Annotated in this window: 16 protein-coding genes; 7 read left to right on the top strand and 9 right to left on the bottom strand. The window is 73.9% G+C overall.

Annotated features, from left to right (window positions below):
- Nucleotides 1–99 precede the first annotated feature (99 nt).
- Nucleotides 100–1,746 (bottom strand): amidohydrolase, encoded by a 1,647-nt coding sequence (locus ACZ619_RS16400; RefSeq protein ID WP_469599123.1) that lies wholly within the window; start codon nucleotides 1,744–1,746, stop codon nucleotides 100–102.
- A gap of 32 nt (nucleotides 1,747–1,778) precedes the next feature.
- Complete coding sequence (locus ACZ619_RS16395) at nucleotides 1,779–3,119, bottom strand: MFS transporter (protein WP_469599121.1); 1,341 nt, start codon at nucleotides 3,117–3,119, stop codon at nucleotides 1,779–1,781.
- Nucleotides 3,120–3,382: 263 nt separating this feature from the next.
- Between ACZ619_RS16395 and ACZ619_RS16390 the strand changes: the two genes are divergently transcribed.
- Entirely contained in the window at nucleotides 3,383–4,315 is a 933-nt protein-coding gene (locus ACZ619_RS16390) for a LysR family transcriptional regulator (RefSeq protein WP_469599119.1), read from the top strand.
- Here the strand turns inward: ACZ619_RS16390 and ACZ619_RS16385 are convergent.
- From ACZ619_RS16385 to ACZ619_RS16365, 5 genes are all read right to left on the bottom strand, one after another.
- Nucleotides 4,312–6,312 carry a copper resistance CopC/CopD family protein gene (locus ACZ619_RS16385; RefSeq protein ID WP_469599235.1) on the bottom strand — a complete coding sequence of 667 codons (2,001 nt, stop codon included), beginning with the start codon at nucleotides 6,310–6,312 and terminating at the stop codon, nucleotides 4,312–4,314. The two genes, ACZ619_RS16390 and ACZ619_RS16385, sit on opposite strands and share 4 nt — an antisense overlap.
- A 150-nt stretch (nucleotides 6,313–6,462) precedes the next feature.
- Nucleotides 6,463–7,221, bottom strand: a complete 759-nt coding sequence (locus ACZ619_RS16380; RefSeq protein ID WP_469599117.1) for an SDR family NAD(P)-dependent oxidoreductase — start codon at nucleotides 7,219–7,221, stop codon at nucleotides 6,463–6,465.
- Nucleotides 7,218–7,691 (bottom strand): cupin domain-containing protein, encoded by a 474-nt coding sequence (locus tag ACZ619_RS16375; protein ID WP_469599233.1) that lies wholly within the window; start codon nucleotides 7,689–7,691, stop codon nucleotides 7,218–7,220. The genes ACZ619_RS16380 and ACZ619_RS16375 overlap by 4 nt, the downstream gene beginning before the upstream one ends.
- A complete protein-coding gene (locus ACZ619_RS16370; RefSeq protein ID WP_469599115.1) occupies nucleotides 7,678–8,292 on the bottom strand; it encodes a GNAT family N-acetyltransferase in 615 nt (204 codons plus the stop codon). Before ACZ619_RS16370 ends, ACZ619_RS16375 begins: the two co-directional genes overlap by 14 nt.
- Nucleotides 8,285–10,657 (bottom strand): penicillin acylase family protein, encoded by a 2,373-nt coding sequence (locus ACZ619_RS16365; protein WP_469599113.1) that lies wholly within the window; start codon nucleotides 10,655–10,657, stop codon nucleotides 8,285–8,287. The genes ACZ619_RS16370 and ACZ619_RS16365 overlap by 8 nt, the downstream gene beginning before the upstream one ends.
- A 136-nt stretch (nucleotides 10,658–10,793) precedes the next feature.
- On the opposite strand from ACZ619_RS16365, the gene ACZ619_RS16360 reads away from it, so the two are divergent.
- The 4 genes from ACZ619_RS16360 (at nucleotide 10,794) to ACZ619_RS16345 (ending at nucleotide 13,089) form a co-directional block, all read left to right on the top strand.
- Nucleotides 10,794–11,396: an HhH-GPD-type base excision DNA repair protein gene (locus tag ACZ619_RS16360; protein ID WP_469599111.1), complete on the top strand. Its 603-nt coding sequence runs from the start codon at nucleotides 10,794–10,796 to the stop codon at nucleotides 11,394–11,396.
- 400 nt (nucleotides 11,397–11,796) lie between these two features.
- Nucleotides 11,797–12,444: an HdeD family acid-resistance protein gene (locus ACZ619_RS16355; RefSeq protein ID WP_469599109.1), complete on the top strand. Its 648-nt coding sequence runs from the start codon at nucleotides 11,797–11,799 to the stop codon at nucleotides 12,442–12,444.
- 103 nt (nucleotides 12,445–12,547) lie between these two features.
- The gene (locus ACZ619_RS16350; protein WP_469599107.1) at nucleotides 12,548–12,898 is read left to right on the top strand and encodes a hypothetical protein; all 351 of its coding nucleotides are present in this window, start codon (nucleotides 12,548–12,550) and stop codon (nucleotides 12,896–12,898) included.
- A gap of 62 nt (nucleotides 12,899–12,960) precedes the next feature.
- Nucleotides 12,961–13,089, top strand: a complete 129-nt coding sequence (locus tag ACZ619_RS16345; RefSeq protein ID WP_469599106.1) for a hypothetical protein — start codon at nucleotides 12,961–12,963, stop codon at nucleotides 13,087–13,089.
- 31 nt (nucleotides 13,090–13,120) lie between these two features.
- On the opposite strand, the gene ACZ619_RS16340 is transcribed toward ACZ619_RS16345, so the two are convergent.
- Nucleotides 13,121–14,740, bottom strand: a complete 1,620-nt coding sequence (locus ACZ619_RS16340) for a helicase HerA-like domain-containing protein (RefSeq protein ID WP_469599104.1) — start codon at nucleotides 14,738–14,740, stop codon at nucleotides 13,121–13,123.
- A 113-nt stretch (nucleotides 14,741–14,853) separates the two neighbouring features.
- On the opposite strand from ACZ619_RS16340, the gene ACZ619_RS16335 reads away from it, so the two are divergent.
- Both ACZ619_RS16335 and ACZ619_RS16330 read left to right on the top strand, forming a co-directional pair.
- Entirely contained in the window at nucleotides 14,854–15,150 is a 297-nt protein-coding gene (locus tag ACZ619_RS16335) for a type II toxin-antitoxin system VapB family antitoxin (RefSeq protein ID WP_003999914.1), read from the top strand.
- A gap of 112 nt (nucleotides 15,151–15,262) precedes the next feature.
- Nucleotides 15,263–15,919, top strand: coding sequence for a LytR C-terminal domain-containing protein (locus ACZ619_RS16330; protein WP_469599102.1), 657 nt, complete (start codon nucleotides 15,263–15,265; stop codon nucleotides 15,917–15,919).
- 102 nt (nucleotides 15,920–16,021) lie between these two features.
- Here the strand turns inward: ACZ619_RS16330 and upp are convergent, their stop codons facing one another.
- Complete coding sequence (gene upp / locus ACZ619_RS16325) at nucleotides 16,022–16,657, bottom strand: uracil phosphoribosyltransferase (protein ID WP_469599100.1); 636 nt, start codon at nucleotides 16,655–16,657, stop codon at nucleotides 16,022–16,024.
- Nucleotides 16,658–16,676: the final 19 nt, after the last annotated feature.

Here is a 16,676-nt window from a genome sequence, read left to right as displayed (position 1 = left end):
GTGCCTGGGGCGGGGGCCGGTCCCTGGTTGTGGTTGCGGCTGCTGGAGGTGGGTTCGCCCCCGTCCGTGGACGGGGCGTTGTGCGGGGGCGTCCGTCGGTCAGGCGAGGGCGCCCGCGTCGTGGACGACCTGGCCGCCGATCACCGTGGCGCCGACGGTCAGGGTGCCGATGCAGTGCGGGGCGACGGACAGGAGGTCGTCCGAGAGGACGGCGAAGTCCGCCAGCATGCCGCGGGCGAGGCGGCCCTTGCGGTCGTCGGCGTGCTCGGCGTAGGCGGAGCCCACCGTGTAGGCGTACAGCGCCTGTGCCGGGGTGACCGCCTCGGCGGGAGCCAGCGGGACGCCGGCGGCGGTGCGGCGGTTGACCATGTCGTGGATGCCGAGCAGCGGGCTGCCGTGCGCGACCGGTGCGTCGCTGCTGCCGGGCAGGACCGCTCCGGCGTCCAGCAGGCTGCGCATGCGGTAGCAGTGCTCGGCGCGCTCGGGGCCCAGCGCGGCGATCATGCCGTCGCCGATCTCCGAGACGAACCGCCCCTGCGGCACGGGGACGACGCCCAGGTCCGCCAGGCGGCGGACCTGCTTGTCGGAGGCGACGGCGAAGTGCTCGATGCGGTGGCGCGCGTCCCGGCGCGGATGCGCGGCCTGCGCCGCCTCGAAGGCGTCCAGGACGACGTCGATGGCGGCGTCCCCGATCGCGTGGGCCGCGATCTGCCAGCCGCACCGGTGCGCCTCGTTGATCGTCCGGCGCAGCCAGCCCTCGTCGAACTGGAGGAAGCCGACGTTGTCGGGTTCGTCGTGGTAGCCGCTGCACATGTGCGCCGAGCGGCCGATGAGCGAGCCGTCCGTGGCGATCTTGGTGGCGCCGATCTTCAGCCGGTCGTCGCCGAACCCGCTGCCCAGCCCGAGGTCGAGTCCGAACCAGGTGTCGCCGCCGCCGACGGCCCCCAGGTCGTGCAGGACGGTCATGTAGGGCATCACCGTGGTACGGATGCTCAGCGCGCCCTCGCGCACCGCGCGGTGGAAGGCGTGCAGGTCGGCCGGGCCGTGCCCGACGTGCTCGGCGGCGGCGATCCCCGGCTCGGTGAGGCTGGTGATGCCCTCCGTCACGCCCTGGTCGTTGCCGGCCGCGATGGCGGCGACGATCGAGTCCACGGGGGAGGGCCGGAACGCCCGGGTCACCAGGTGCATGGCGGTCTCCTGGAGGAGGCCCACCGCCCTGCCGTCCGCGTCCCGCTCGACGTTGCCGCCGTCGAGGTCGGGCACGCCGAGCCGACCGGTGAAGCCGGCGCGGGTGAAGGCCGCAGTGCTGGCCACGCCCATGTGGCAGGAGACGTGCTCCAGCCACACGGGACGCCCCTGCGCCGCCTCGTCCAGGGCCTCGGCCGTCGGATGGGCGCCGATCTTGTTCTGGTCGTAGCCCGCGCCGAAGAGCCATTCGTCGGGGCCGAGCCGGGCCGCCCGTTCGCGCACCGCGGCGTAGAGGGCGTCGAGGGTGGGGACCGACCGGGCGTGCAGGTCGAGCTGGAGGAGGCGGCGGCCCCGCATGCTCAGGTGGTGGTGGGCGTCGTTGAAGCCGGGCACCACCGGGGCCCCTTGCAGGTCGTGGACGCGGTCGGCGGTACATCCGGCGACCTCGTCGTCGAGGCCGACGACGCGGCCCCCGAGGACGCCGAGGGTGTGGGCGGTGGGACGGTCCGCGTCGAGCGTGGTGAAGCGGCCGTTGGTGAACAGTGCGTCCAGGTGCATGACTGGTCCTCCGGGAAGTGGGTGCGGCCGGCTCACGGCGCGACGGCGGACAGGCTGTCCGGCTCGCGGGCGTCGGTCCGCGAGGCGCCGCCGAGTCCGGAGCTCTTCCGGGCCAGGGCCAGTACGCAGACCGTGGTGAGCAGCAGGAGCGCGATGTAGTAGCCGACGACCGGCCAGTAACCGCCGCCGAGGGTGAGCAGCCACTGGGCGACCAGCGGGGTGGAGCCGCCGATGACGGTGCTGCACAGCTGGTAGGCCAGCGAGACGCCGGTGTAGCGGACCCTGACGGGGAAAACCTGGGACAGGAAGCCGGCCAGCAGCGCGTAGTAGCTGGCCCCGGTGATCACGGCCATGGCGAGACCCACCGCGATCAGCGTGCTGTCCCGCGTGGCGATCAGCAGGAACATCGGCACCGCGACGACGATGTTGGCGACCAGGGCGCCCGCCATCAGCCGGACGGTCCCCACGCGCTGGGCCAGCAGCGCCGCGGCCGGCTGCCACAGGAACTGCAGGACGGCGAGGACGAGCAGGATGTCGAGCATGGTCTGCCGGTCCACGCCCAGGTCGCTCGTGGCCCAGGACAGCACGAAGGTGTTGGTGAAGTAGGCGGCCGAGATGCCCATCGCGCTGGCGCCCACACCGAGCAGGACCAGCGGCCAGGAGGTGCGGAGCAGTTCGACGACGGGGACCTTCGGGGTGGCGTTCTCGCGCTCCCTGGCCGCCTCGAAGTCGGTGGACTCCGTGACCTTCAGCCGGATGACCAGCCCGATGACCACCAGCACGGCGGACAGCAGGAACGGGACGCGCCAGCCCCACGACAGGAACGCGTCGTCCGGCAGGTGTCCCACGGCGATGAAGACCAGGGTGGCCAGTACGGCGCCCGCGGGCGAGCCCTGCTGGACCCACATGCCGGCGATGCCGCGGCGCCCGCGGTCGGCGCTCTCGGTGGCCATGAGCACCGCGCCGCCCCATTCACCGCCGACGGCGATGCCCTGGACGGCCCGGAGCAGGACGAGCAGCACCGGCGCTGCGACGCCGATGGAGGCGTAGGTGGGCAGTACGCCGATGAGGGTGGTGGCGGATCCCATCAGGACCAGGGTGGTGACGAGGACGTTCTTCCGTCCCACCCGGTCGCCGATGTGGCCGAAGACCAGTCCGCCGAGCGGGCGGGCCAGGAAGCCGACCCAGAAGGTGGCGAAGGCCGCGAGGGTGCCCGCGGCGGGGCTGGCGGCGGAGAAGAACAGCTTGCCGAACACCAGGGCGGTGGCGGTGCCGTAGATGTAGAAGTCGTACCACTCGACGGCCGTCCCGATGAAGGACGCGGTGGTGGCGCGTCTGGCGTTGCGGCCGGCGGTGGACATGGCTTGGGGCATGGCTGACTCCGGGAGTGAGCGGCGGTTCCTGCGGATTCGACCTACGTGCGGTGCGCGGCGGGGAGTGCCTTGCGCTGACCGCGACGCTGCGGGTGCCCGTTCGAACGGTGTTGTCCGGTCCGCCTCAGTTTCGTAGCCCACCGGCCATACGGTCCAGTACCTTCTAAGCTGTGCTGCCATGCCTCCAAGGCATGGCCCGGCCCGGCAGGCCATGGCCTGGCCTCGTCGGGACGAAGGCCCGGTGGCGATACGACGGAGGCACGGTGGAACTACGGGTCCTGCGGTATTTCCTGGCGGTGGTCGACACCGGCTCGATGACGGCGGCCGCCGCGCGCGTCCACGTGGCCCAGCCCTCCATCTCCCGGCAGCTGCGCTCCCTCGAACGCGAGCTGGGCACGGAGCTGCTCCGGCGCACCGGCGCGGGGGTCCGGCTCACGGCGGCCGGACGGCGCTTCGTGCCCGTCGCCAGGGACCTCACCCTGCGCGCCGCCCGGGGTACGGAGCTGTTGCAGGCGGTCTCCGGACAGAGCCCGCTGCGGTTCCGCGTGGCCTGCCCCCACTCCACCATCACCCACCTCGTGGCCCCGTTCGTCGCCGAGGTCGGCGGCCCGCTGGCCGACGCCCGGGGCTGCGAACCGGACCAGGTGTACGAGCGGCTGAGGGCCGGGGACGTCGACATCGGCATCTCCACCGGGCCGCCGCCCGGTACCATGGCGGCGCGGCGTCTCGGGGAACGGCGGATCAGCGCACAGATGCCAGACGCCCATCCGCTGGCCCGGGAAGGGTCCGGTGACCTGGAGCTGGCGCGGCTGCTCGACCACCCCGTCATCGTCAGCAGCCGGGCCAGCGCCGTGCGGCGCACCCTGGACACGGCGCTGTACGAGCAGGGCACGCCGCTCCGGCCCTCCTTCGAGCCTCAGTCCGAGGCCATGTCCCAGGCGCTGGCCGCCGCGGGCCACGGCGTCTGCGTCGTCCTCGACCACCCGCAGTACGGCCTGAGTGCCCGCGCCCTGACCAGCCAGGACCGTCCGCTGGCCGTCTCCCTGTACGCGGGCTGGGACCCGGACCACTACGCGCACGACGAGATCGACGCGGTCATGCGGGAGCTGTCGGGCTGGCTCAGGGCCAACGACGGCGGGAGAAAGCCCGGCAGCCGCCCCCGCAACGCTCCGGAGCCGCCTGCGCAGGGGGGCTAGCCCGCGACGCGGATCCTCTTCGTCACCGTCACCTGGTCGAGGTCCGACACGCGGACCGTGACGTTCATCGTCCACTCGCCCGCGATCGGGAGGTTGACGGAGTTGGCGGCCCAGTAGCCGCCGCGGTCGGCGAGGCCGGCGGGGAGGGGGCCGATCTTCTGGGCGGCGAGGGTGAAGGAGAGGCGGAGTTCGGGGACGGTGGAGATGCCGCCGTCGGGGCCGAGGACGACCGCCTCGACGGAGTTGTTGCCGACCCGGCCCGGGTCCAGGGTGATCTGCACCTTGCCGTGGCCGTTGGGGGTGCCGACGTCGAAGGGGACGAGGGCGACGGCGGCCGCCGGGATGCCGGTCACCGTGTTCGCCGTCGCTCCCGACGCGGCCGCCTCGGCCTCCGCGCGGCCCGGCAGGGTGCCGGTGAGGATCGTGGTGACGACCAGGACGACCACGCCGACGGCGACCTCGGCGAGGACCGAGCGGCGCAGGGCGCGGTGGGCGCCCGGGCTGGCGGCGGACGGTGCCCGCCCCTGCGGCGGGGTCTGACCGGCAGGTGACTCCTCCCCCGGTGCCTCGCTCCCTCGTTCCTCGCTCCCCGGTGCCCCGCCCTCCGGTGTGTCGCCCTCCGGTGCCTCGCCCTCCGGTGCCTCGCCCTCCGGTGTGTCGCCCTCCGGTGCCTCGGTCTCCCGTGGCTGGTCCGTGGGGGGTTCGTCCGGGAGGGGGGCGCCGACCGGCTGCGGGACGCGTTCTAGGGCCGCGGACGTCGCCGCCACCGGGGCCGCCGCCGGGGCCGCCGCCAGCCTCGCCGTCCAGCGGCGGGACTGGGAGGCCGCCGCCAGCAGCAGGGTCACCGCGGCGAGTTTGACGACGAGGAGCCTGCCGTACGACGTGTCGGTGAGGGTCTGCCAGGAGCCCAGGCCGCGCCAGGACTGGTAGACGCCGGTGACGACGAGGACCGTCACCGAGGCGAAGGCCACCCGGGAGAAGCGGGTGACCACGGCGGCGGGCAGGGGCGCGGCGGTGACCCGGCGCAGCGTGAGCAGGAGGGCCGTGAGACCGCCCAGCCACAGCGCCATCGCGAGGAGGTGCAGCACCGAGGAGGCCATCGCCAGCGGCACCTGGATACCGGCCGAGGCGTGCTCCGCCGCGGCCCAGGTCAGGGCCAGGGCGACGGCGAGGACACCGCCCGCCGCGACGACCGGGCGGGTCCAGAGCGCGCGCCTGCGCAGGAGGAACAGGTGGAGGGCGGCCGTGATCGCCAGCAGGGCGACCCTGGCCAGCAGGGCGAGGCCCGGGCGGCCCTGCGCCGACTCGGCGAGGGCGGAGAGGCGGAAGGCGGTCGCCGGGGAGGTGCCCTGTTCGTAGGGGGAACGGAGCACGAAGAGGAAGAGGGTCGCGGCCAGCAGGACCCACCAGGCCGTCACCGCCGCCCCGCGCAGGGAACCGGGGTTCGGGGGGCGGCAGACGGTGACGAAGGCGACCGTGCCGATCAGCAGCGCCACGGCGAGGTACGCGACGTAGCGGCCCATGTTGTAGAGGCTGGCGGTGGCCGGATCCTCGACCGGGCCGGTCGGGACGGCCGCGGTGGTGGCCGACGGCTCGCCCACGGAGAAGGTGAGGGCGCCGGAGACGGGGTGGCTGTCCGCCGACACGACCCGCCACGCCACGGTGAACGTTCCGGTGCCGAGCTTCTTCGGGAAGGTGATCCGGGCGGTGTCCGAGCCGTCGGGGCCGTGTTCGGGGTCGCCGGTGGTCACCCGGTGGTTGGTGGGGTCGTAGACGCGGAAGGAGTCGTCGAGCAGGCCGACGGACTCGGTGAAGGTCAGGGTGACGGCCCTGGGCGACGACTTCAGTACGGCGCCGTCGGCGGGGTCGCTGCCGCGCAGTGCCGCGTGGGCGGAGGCGGGGGCGGCCGAGGCGAGGAGGAGGGCGGTGAGGAGGGTGCCGAGCAGGGCGACGGCGCGGAGGGCCGTTCGGTGGGGAGCCGCCCGGCGGGAAGCCACCGGGTGGGGGGCTGCCCGGTGGGGGGCCGTCGGGCGTCGCCGGGCGTGTTCTTCGCTCACGTCACCGTCCTGCGTTCGGAAACACGTATTCACGTTCACGGGTCATACGGACAGGGGGCGGACCGTGCTCATTTCGCCCGCCGGGCGCCGTCACCAGGTCGGGCGGGCCGAGACTCCTCCGTCCACCACCAGGTCGTGGCCGGTGATCCAGGACGCGAGGGGCGAGGTCAGGAAGACCACCGCGTCGGCGACGTCCTCGGGGCGGCCCAGGCGGCCGGTCGGCGCCGCCCGCCGCCAGCGTCGTACGCCCTCCGGCCAGGCCTCCTCCAGTCCCTCCCGGTCGATCAGGCCGGGGGAGACCGTGTTGACGCGGACGCCGAAGGGGCCGTACTCCAGGGCCGCCGCTCTGGCGTGTGCGAGGACCGCCGCCTTCGACGCGCCGTAGTGGGCGTGGCCGGGGGCCGGGTGGGTCGCCTCGATGGAGGCGATGTGGGTGACCGTGCCGCCGCCGGGGTGGGCGCGCATGATGCCGGCGACGGCCTGGGTGCAGGCGAAGACGCTGGTGAGGTTGGTGTCGACGACCGCGCGCCAGTCGTCCGCCGTCATGCCGGGCAGGGGCTGTACGGGCTGCACGGCCGCGTTGTTGACGAGTGCGGTCAGGCGTCCGCCGCACCGGTCGGCGGCCTCGCGGACCACGCGGTGGCAGGTCGCCTCGTCGCTCAGGTCGCCCTGGACGACGACCGCCCGGTCGCCGATGGCGGCGGCGAGGTCGCGGGCCGCCCGGGTCTGTGTGCGGCAGTGCAGGGCGACCGTCGCGCCCTCCTCGGCCAGGCGCAGCGCGACGGCCCGGCCGATGCCGCCGCTCGCGCCCGTGACGAGGGCGGTCTGTCCGTGCAGGAGTGGGGTCATGGGCGGCAGAGTTCCGCGATGCGGGCGGCCTCGGCGGGGTAACGCGCCGTGAGGTGGGCCGCGTTCCCGTGTTCGTACCCCTCGTAGGTGAATCCCGGGGCCATGGTGCACCCGAAGAAGGTCCAGGCGCCGGGGGCGGCCACCCGGGCGCCCATCCAGGTGCCGGCCGGGACCGTGAGCTGGAGGTGGTGGCCGGCGCGCGGGTCCGGGCCGAGGACGGGGGCGCTGCTGGTGCCGTCGGGGGCGAGGAGCAGGAGGTCGAGGGGGTCGCCGAGGTAGAAGTGCCAGACCTCGTCGGAGGGGAGGCGGTGCAGGGCGGAGTAGTCGTCGGCGGTCAGGAGGGCGACTATCGCGGTGCCCTCGGGGCGGCCGTCGGCGCGCCGGGGACCTTCCCAGGTGCGCCGGAACAGGCCGCCCTCGCGGGGGATCGGCTCCAGGGCGTAATGCGCGATCAGGTCATCGGGCGTCATCACCCGGGAAGGCTACCTCCCGGGTGAGAAAAGCCAGTTGGGCGTGTTTCTCGGGCAGGTGGACGTCCGGGAGGTCGATCTCCGGGAGGACGACGGCCGGGCCGAGCGTGAAGCCCTGGCGGGTGAAGCGGGCGATGGCCTTCCGGTTGCGGACGTCCGGGTCCACGACGACGCGCCGCCGGTCGAGGGTGCGCAGGACGTACGTCGTCAGGGTGGCGAGCAGGGCCTGCGTCCAGCCGGGGCGCGCGCCCTCCGGGCCGGCCGGGGCGAGCAGGAGGTGGATGCCGATGTCGCCGGGGCGGGGGTCGTAGCACTCGCTCACCCGGTCCGCCTCGGGCTCGTACGTCTGCAGGAGCGCGACCGGTTCGCCGTCCTTCTCGGCGAGGAAGGCGTGGTGGGTGTCGAGGGCGGCCATGTGGGCGTAGACCTCGGCGACCTGGGTGCGGCTGAGGCCGGTCATGCCCCAGAAGACGGCGCGTTCCTCGCTGACCCAGCCGTGCACGACCGCGGAGTCCCGGTCCGGGTGCAGCGGGCGCAGGCGGACGGTGCCGAAGCCGTCCACCGTCTCCTCGTGGACGGGGGCGTACGGCTGCTCAGACATCGGTCTCCTCGACGAGTTCCAGTCGGTCCCAGTCGGTGCTGACCGGAACCAGTTCCCCCTTGAGCCACAAGGGGAGTTGGTCGGTGTGGTGGTCCGCGCCGGGGACCCCGTCCGCGCCGAGCGGCACCACCCACAGGCTGTTGCCGCGGTCGGCCAGGTCCCAGACGTACCGGGCGGCCGGGCCGCGCGCGGCGAGGTCGGTGAGACCGGGGACGGCCGTGGTGCACAGCACGCAGTCGTGGTCGCCGGAGAGCGCCGGACCCTCGTACGACGGATCGGGCAGCGCCTGCCAGGGGGCGAGGCGGTGGGTGTCGCCCCAGGTGCCGGCGGGCGGGTCGACGGCGACCTCCTCGACCGCCGCGCGTACCTCGGCGGCGCGGTCGATGCCGTACAACTCATCGGCCCTCAGCAGGTGTTCGAGGGCGAAGGCGATGCGGGGGGTGAGGGCCAGCCAGGGCAGCAGGGCCTCCGGGTGGGCGGGGGGTTCGGCGAGGGCGGCGAAGGCGGGGTGCGCGGCGAGGCGCCGTACGACCGCGGTGCGTACGGCCGCGTAGCCGGCGGCGTCGGCGCTGTCGGCGTCCATGCGGCGGTCCCAGGCGAGGAGCCGGTCGCGGAGGGCGGCGGCCGCGGGGGTGAGGCCGTCGAGGGCGGCGAGGCGGTCGAGGAGGGGGGCCGCGGAGGCGAGGTGGGTGTCGGTGTGGATCGCGGGCATGTCGGCGGCGGACCAGGTGCGGCGGCCGTCGAGGAGGGCGCGGATGCGGTCGGCGCGGTGGGGCGGGGCGAACTCGACGCCGAGGGGGGTGGCCGGGCCGCGCTGGTTCGCCATCACCGCGACGCCGTCGGTGAGTTCGCCGTACGGCATCTCGTGCCAGCCCTGCCATGCGTGGCCGGGGAGCCAGGCGGGGGCGAGCCGGGTGCGGTTGGTGCGGGAGCGGACGGGGACGCGGCCGGCGACGCGGTGCAGGGTGCCTCCGGCGGTGTCGGCCGCGTGGACGACGTTGACGGGTTCGGCCCAGAGGTCGAAGGCGCTGTCGACGTCGGTGACGCTGCGGGCGCGGAGGAGGGGGAGGAGGGCGCTGAAGCCGAGGTCTTGGGTGACGCGGGGTGGGTAGCGCAACGCCAACGCCTCGGCTTCGCCGTCGGCATACGTCCCCCCACCCGCATCACCCGTGCGGCTTTCGTGGTCAGGTGCGGGTGGCCCCTGCGGGGGCCGAGCGGCGTCGGCGGCCACCGGCTGCTCGCGGGGTGCCGCCCCAGGCGACCCGCCGCCCGGCCCACGACTCTCCCGGCCGACTCCCGCCGGCTCCGTCCCCATCACCCCCGCCAACTCCGGCTCCGTCCCTGTCGGCTCGGCCCTTGTCCACTCGGTTCCTGTCGGCTCGGTCCCTGTCGGTTCCGTCGGTTCCGTCGGTTCCATCTGCTCCGTCGGCTCCGTCGGTTCCGTCGGCGGGCCCTCGGTGAGCAGGGGGCCCCGTTCGGTTTCGAGTAGCTCTATCCGTAGCGGGGGTTCGCCTGCGATCTCGACCGTCTCCGTGTGGCGTTCCACTCGGGCCCACCTGCCGTCGGGGCCCAGCGCCCGCACCCCGGTCGGCGTGCGCCGCAGGCGCTCCCGGTAGAGGTCCTGGTAGTCGGCCATCGCGTTGGTGATGGACCAGGCGACCGTGCCCGCGTGGGCGAAGTGGGCGATGCCGGGGACGCCCGGGACGGCCAGGCCGACGACGTCGAACTCGGGGCAGGCGAGGCGGATCTGCTGGTAGACGCCGGGATCCTCGATGAAGCGGTGGGGGTCGCCGGCGAGGACGGCCCGGCCGGTGGTGGTGCGGGCACCCGAGAGCAGCCAGCCGTTGCTGCCCGCGGTGGCGGGGCCGTCCGTGGCGAAGAGCGGGACCGCCTCCTCGCCGAGGTGCCGGACCGCCTCCTCGCGCCACAGCTTGGCCGGGAAACCGGCGAACAGGATGTGCGTGGCCAGCCAGACGCCCAGCGGGTGCCAGGGCTCCCAGGTGCCGGGCGCCAGGCCGGTGCGGGCGAACTCGGGGGCGCGGGCGGCGCCCGCCACGAGCCCCTCGTTGACGCCGGCCACGTACGCCCGTACCCAGTCCGCCGTCTCCGGGTCCCGCTCCTCCAGGGCCGTGAAACAGCGTCGCGCCGTGTCCGCGAGCCGGGCCCGGCGGGCGAAGACGTCCCAGGCGACGGCCGGGGCACCGAGGAAGGACGCCGACGTGCCCTGGACACGGTGCCGCTCCATCTCCAACTGCCAGGCCCGGTCGTGGGCCGTGACCCGGCCCTGCGCACGGGCGAGTTCGCGGGCGTCGGAGGCTCGCAGATGCGGGATGCCCCAGGCGTCTCGGTACGTCTCGATGGTCACCCTGCGACCCCTCTTGTCTAAGGTTAGGCTTGCCTAATCTAATTCGTGGAGGAATCGTACGTGAGGCGTGCGGGGGCCGCGGAGGCCGGGCCGTCGCGAGCGCGCGGGCCGGGGCCGGGCGCGGGATCATCGACGCATGGACGCCAATGCCAGCAGCCTGCATCTCGCGCAGGACCCCGAGGCCGACGAACTCCTCAGCCGCAGCAGACTCGCCGCGCTCGTCGGGATGCTGCTCGACCAGCAGGTCCCGATGGAGTGGGCGTTCAAGGGCCCGGCGACCATCGCCGCGCGCATGGGCGCGGACGACCTCGACGCCCACGAGATCGCCGCGCGGGACCCGGAGGCGTTCGCAGCGCTGCTCTCCGAGAAGCCCGCGGTGCACCGCTACCCCGGGTCGATGGCCAAGCGCATCCAGCAGCTGTGCCAGTACCTGGTCGAGCACCACGACGGTGACGCCGAGGGCGTCTGGCGCGACGCCGGCACCGGGGCGGAGCTGCTGAAGCGGCTACAGGAACTGCCCGGCTTCGGGAAGCAGAAGGCCCAGATCTTCCTGGCGCTGCTGGGCAAGCAGCTGGGGGTGCGGCCGACGGGGTGGCGGGAGGCCGCGGGTGCGTACGGGGAGGCACGGTCGTTCCGGTCGGTGGCCGACATCACCGGCCCGGAGTCCCTGGCCAAGGTACGGGCCCACAAGCAGGAGATGAAGGCGGCGGCGAAGGCGGCGAAGGCCGGGGGCCAGTAGCGGGCTCCGCAGACGGTCGATGAGCCCCCCGAGCACCCGGCACCTCGGAGCAGCACACCGACGGGCCCCGGAGCGACATCGGATCCCCGGGGAGCGACGGGTCCCGGAGCAACGGCGAATCCCCGAAGAAGCCGACGAACGACCGGAGCTACGGCTGACCCCCGGAAACCCGACGAGCCACCAGAGCAACGGCTGACCCCCGGAAACCCGGCGCGTCGCCGGAACTTCGGTGGGGTCCAGGAGGGCTGGTGCCCGGCGACCCCAGCGCCCCGGCGCCCCGGCGACCCGGTGCTCCAGCGCGCGGGGGAGGCGCTCGTGGGTGGTGGTGGCCTGGCTTCGGGGTCACCCGTCCGGGCCCCGTCGGATGGCGGGGGCGGGGGCGGTGTTCGCAGCATGGGGCATGACCGAGCCTTTCAGCACCGGGCCCGCCGACGACGACCGCAGGGCGCACGCCGGTTCTCCGTGGCGTGAACCCGAACCGGCCTTCGAGGGCCCGCTGCACTACCTCGCCCGGGCCGCATGGCAGATCGTGCTGCTCACCGGGATCGCCTCCCTGATCCTCGGGATCGTCATCCTCGTCTGGCCGCACGCCTCGCTGCGCGTCGCGGGCGTGCTGTTCGGCGTCTACCTGCTGATCACCGGCGTCTTCCAGCTGATCGCCGCCTTCGGCACGCACAGGACGGCCTCGCTGCGCGTGCTGGCCTTCATCAGCGGCGCGCTGTCGATCCTGCTGGGCCTGTTCTGCTTCCGCGGCCCGATGGAGTCGATCCTGCTGCTCGCCCTGTGGATCGGCATCGGCTGGCTGATCCGCGGGATCACCCAGACCATCGCCGCCGTGCACGACCCCGCGATGCCCGCCCGCGGCTGGCTGATCTTCCTCGGGATCGTCACGTTCGTCGCCGGCATCGTGCTGATCGTGTCGCCCTTCGCGTCGGTCGCCGTGCTGACCCTCGTCGCCGGCATCTGGCTGGTGGTCGTCGGCATCGTCGAGATCGTCACCTCGTTCGGCATCCACGGCCGGGCCAAGCGGATCCCGCAGACCGTGTGAACGGCCCGGCCCCCGTCAACCCCGCGCCCCGCCCGTACGCCGAGCGAGCGGATCTCGTGCCCGGCGCGATGAACACCGCCCACCGCGCGGGGAGATGACCGGCATGAGCCGCAGCCCCGCCGTCCGTCCGCAGCCCGGCCACGCCTGGCTGCGGACGCTCGTGCTGCTGCTCGCCCTGCTGCTGCCCGGCGGCCCGACGGCCGCCGAGGCCCTCACCGCGACCGCACCGGCGGTCTCCACCGGTACCGCCGGGACCGTCGAGCACGACGTCCTCGACTCCGCGCTGCGGCCGCCCGGCCGCACCGTCCACCGGGCCGACGTACCCCAGCGCCCCGCGCCGCTCCCCGACCCGGCGGCGCCCGCCGACGCGGCGCACCACGCGCTGCCGTGCCCGGCCCCGCCGCGCCCGCCGTACGCGACGCCCCTGCTCCGCACCGTGGTCCTGCGCTGCTGACCCGACCCGCGCTCCCCCAGCCAGGTCGGCACCACGCACGGAACTACGCAAGGAACACAGCCATGTCCTCAGACCCGTACGCGGTCCTGCGCGCCCTGCTGCGCGCCGAGGCCGTCCGCAGCACGCCCAAGCCGCAGGCGAAGGCGGCTCCGCCGCAGCGGCCGCCCTCCCAGGAGCGCAAGGGCCGTTGACGGCGGGGTGAGCCGGACGGCACCGCCCGGCTCACCTCCGCCTGCGGGCCGTACCGAACAGGGACCGGGTGATCTCCCGGCCGAGCTGGGTGCCCACGGACCGCGCGAGGGACTTGAACACCCCACTTCCGACCACCTGTTCGACCAGAGAGGGTTCCGCCCCGGCCTTCCCACCCGTCCCGGCCTTCCCACCCGCCGCGGCCGTCTCTCCCGCCGTGGCCGTTTCTCCCGTCCCGGACGCGGTCTTCGGCTCCGCGGCGGAGGCCTGCGCCGCCCGCAGCTTCTCGTACGCCGACTCCCGGTCCACAGCCTGTGCATAACGCCCGTGGAGCGCGGAGTCCCGGACCGCCGCGTCCAGTTCCGCCGCGTCGACGGGGCCCATCAGGGACTCCGGTGCCCGCAGCCGGGTCGCCGCGACCGGCGTCGGGGCGCCCTTCTCGCTGAGCACGGTGACCACGGCCTCGCCGGTGCCGAGCCCGGTGAGCAGTTCCTCCAGGTCGTACGGCGACCTCGGGAAGGTCTGCACGGTCGCCTTCAGCGCCTTCTGGTCCTCCGGGGTGAACGCCCTGAGCGCGTGCTGGACACGGTTGCCCAGCTGGGCGAGGACGTCGGAGGGCACGTCCTTCGGGGTCTGCGTGACGAAGAAGACGCCGACCCCTTTCGAGCGAATCAGCCGCACGGTCTGCGTGATCGACTCCAGGAACGCCTTCGACGCGCCGGTGAACAGGAGATGCGCCTCGTCGAAGAAGAAGACCAGCTTGGGCTTGTCGGCGTCGCCGATCTCGGGCAGGTCGTGGAAGAGGTCGGCCAGCAGCCACATCAGGAAGGTGGAGAACAGCAGGGGCTTGTCCTGCACGGCGGGCAGTTCGAGGACCGAGACGACACCGCGGCCGTCCGGTGCCGTGCGCAGCAGGTCGGCCGTGTCGAACTCCGGCTCGCCGAAGAAGTCGGTCATGCCCTGCGCCTCGAAGGCGGTCAGGGAGCGCAGGATCACCCCGGCCGTGGCCGTCGACAGGCCGCCGATGTCGCGCAGTTCGGCCCTGCCCTCGTCGGAGGTGAGGAAGGCGACCACCGCCCGCAGGTCCTTGAGGTCGTACAGCTCCAGGCCCTTGGTGTCGGCGTAGTGGAAGATCAGGCCGAGGGACTGCTCCTGGGTCTGGTTGAGCTGGAGCACCTTCGACAGCAGCACCGGCCCGAAGCTGGTGACCGTGGCCCGGACCGGAACGCCGTGGCCCAGTCCGCCCAGCGCGAGGAACTCCGCCGGGAAGCCGGCCGCCGTCCAGTCCTGCCCCACCTCGCCCGCCCGGCCGCGGACCCGATCGTCCGCCCGGCCGGGCCTGGCGATGCCGGACAGGTCGCCCTTGACGTCGGCCAGGAACACCGGGACGCCCTGCGCCGAGAGCTGTTCGGCCATCAGCTGGAGGGTCTTGGTCTTTCCGGTGCCGGTGGCGCCGGCGACCAGGCCGTGCCGGTTGAGCACGGGGAGGGGGATGCGGATCCGCGCCCCGGGAAGGCAGCGCCCGTCCCACAGGAGCGCGCCGAGATCCAGCGCCCGGCCGGTGAAGGCGTACCCGGAGGCGATCGCGGCGGCCTCGGCCGGAACCGTGCCCTCCGCGCCGTCGGCTTCGTCGCCCGCACCGGCACTCGTCATCGGACCCCCAGCTTCCCGTTTGGCCTGTTTGATGTCCTTTACGGTGTCTTTTCCAGCGTCGCACTCGGACGCCATGGCTGCGCCCGGAACGTCTGGACCGGTAGGCTTTCCGTGTGATCTTCAAGCGCATCGGAAACGGCCGGCCGTACCCCGACCACGGCCGGGAGAGCACCCGGCAGTGGGCGGACGTCGCACCGCGCCCGGTCCGCCTCGATCAGCTCGTGACGACCAAGGGCCAGCTCGACCTGGAGACCCTCCTCGCCGAGGACTCGACGTTCTACGGCGACCTCTTCGCGCACGTCGTGAAGTGGCAGGGCGACCTGTACCTGGAGGACGGGCTGCACCGCGCGGTCCGCGCCGCCCTCCAGCAGCGGCAGGTGCTGCACGCACGCGTGCTCGAACTCGACTGACCCCGGTTCGCCGCCCGGCGTTTCGGCGCCCGTTGACCCTTTCGGGTTGGACCGTCCACCATCGGATGATCATCTATTAGTCAACGCCTCCGGGGCGCACTACGCTGCGCTCATGAGCATGCTGACTCCCCCCGGCATGGGCGGCCAGTACCGGATCACCGGGGACAAGTACCCTCGCATGCGCCCGCGCCGGCGGCGTGCCCGGTTGACCCTCTCCGTGGTCGCCTCCGTCACCGCGCTCGGCCTGGTCGGCTGGGGCACCCTGCAGCTCATCGACGTCTTCACGGGCGGCGGCGGGACGGCCTCGGCGGCCGGTTCCGCGAGCGGCTGCGTCAAGAAGGCGGCGGCGAGCCCGAGTCCGGCGGCCGGGGCGTCCGCGGCGGCGCTGCCGCAGCCCGCGCAGATCACGGTGAACGTCTACAACGCCACGACCCGTACGGGCCTGGCCAAGGACACCGCGGACGAGCTCAAGAAGCGCGGCTTCAGGATCGGCGACATCGGCAACGCGCCGGCGAAGTTCGACCGGAAGGTCAAGGGCACGGCCGTACTGCTCGGCCCGGCCTCCGCCCTGAAGACCACGCTGCCGGTCCTCGCCACCCAGCTGACCGCCGCCGACCAGCGCACGGAAGCGGGCCGCAAGGGCGCCGCCGTCGACCTGATCATCGGCGACACCTTCAAGACCCTCACCCCCCGGGCGACGGCCGCCAAGGCCATCACGGCCCTGGCCAGCCCCGAACCCACGGCGACGACGACCAGGAAGCACTGCTGACCGGTGCTCCGCGCGGCGCCGGGCACCGAACGCCGGCACCGAACGCCGGCGCCGGACACGGGGTGCGGACCGCACCCCGCGGCGCCGGTGCGGACGGCGGTCCTACTCGGCCGCGCCGTACAGGCGGTCGCCCGCGTCGCCCAGGCCCGGGACGATGTAGCCGTGCTCGTTGAGGTGGTCGTCGACGGCCGCCGTGACGACGGTGACCGGCGTGCCCGCCAGTTCCCGCTCCATGATCTCGACGCCCTCGGGCGCGGCGAGCAGGACCACCGCGGTCACGTCGTCCGCGCCGCGCCTGATCAGCTCGCGGATCGCCGCCACCAGGGTGCCGCCGGTCGCCAGCATCGGGTCGAGGACGTACACCTGCCGCCCGGAGAGGTCCTCCGGCATCCGCGAGGCGTACGTGGACGCCTGGAGCGTCTCCTCGTTGCGGATCATGCCGAGGAAGCCCACCTCGGCGGTCGGCAGCAGCCGCACCATGCCGTCCAGCATGCCGAGCCCGGCCCGCAGGATCGGCACCACCAGCGGGCGCGGCCGGGCGAGCTTGACGCCGGTCGTGCCGGCCACCGGGGTCTGGATGTCGACGGCCTCGGTCCGCACGTCACGTGTCGCCTCGTAGGCGAGCAGGGTGACCAGTTCGTCGGCGAGCCGACGGAACGTCGCGGAGTCGGTGCGCCGGTCGCGCAGCGTGGTGAGCTTGTGGGCGACCAGGGGGTGGTCGACGACGTGGAGACGCATGCCGACAACAGTAACCGCG

The sequence above is a fragment of the Streptomyces sp. NPDC104367 genome (assembly GCF_055583825.1).
The sequence above is the reverse complement of the archived record's forward strand: the minus strand, read 5'-3'. Positions and strand labels throughout refer to the sequence as shown.

Bases quoted from the DNA above. Each gene is read 5' to 3' on its own strand.
- ACZ619_RS16400 (WP_469599123.1), bottom strand. From the start codon at position 1,746: ATGCACCTGGACGCACTGTTCACCAACGGCCGCTTCACCACGCTCGAC.
- ACZ619_RS16395 (WP_469599121.1), bottom strand. From the start codon at position 3,119: ATGCCCCAAGCCATGTCCACCGCCGGCCGCAACGCCAGACGCGCCACC.
- ACZ619_RS16380 (WP_469599117.1), bottom strand. From the start codon at position 7,221: ATGACCCCACTCCTGCACGGACAGACCGCCCTCGTCACGGGCGCGAGC.
- ACZ619_RS16375 (WP_469599233.1), bottom strand. From the start codon at position 7,691: ATGACGCCCGATGACCTGATCGCGCATTACGCCCTGGAGCCGATCCCC.
- ACZ619_RS16370 (WP_469599115.1), bottom strand. From the start codon at position 8,292: ATGTCTGAGCAGCCGTACGCCCCCGTCCACGAGGAGACGGTGGACGGC.
- ACZ619_RS16360 (WP_469599111.1), top strand. From the start codon at position 10,794: ATGGACGCCAATGCCAGCAGCCTGCATCTCGCGCAGGACCCCGAGGCC.
- ACZ619_RS16355 (WP_469599109.1), top strand. From the start codon at position 11,797: ATGACCGAGCCTTTCAGCACCGGGCCCGCCGACGACGACCGCAGGGCG.
- ACZ619_RS16350 (WP_469599107.1), top strand. From the start codon at position 12,548: ATGAGCCGCAGCCCCGCCGTCCGTCCGCAGCCCGGCCACGCCTGGCTG.
- ACZ619_RS16345 (WP_469599106.1), top strand. From the start codon at position 12,961: ATGTCCTCAGACCCGTACGCGGTCCTGCGCGCCCTGCTGCGCGCCGAG.
- ACZ619_RS16340 (WP_469599104.1), bottom strand. From the start codon at position 14,740: ATGACGAGTGCCGGTGCGGGCGACGAAGCCGACGGCGCGGAGGGCACG.
- ACZ619_RS16330 (WP_469599102.1), top strand. From the start codon at position 15,263: ATGAGCATGCTGACTCCCCCCGGCATGGGCGGCCAGTACCGGATCACC.
- upp (WP_469599100.1), bottom strand. From the start codon at position 16,657: ATGCGTCTCCACGTCGTCGACCACCCCCTGGTCGCCCACAAGCTCACC.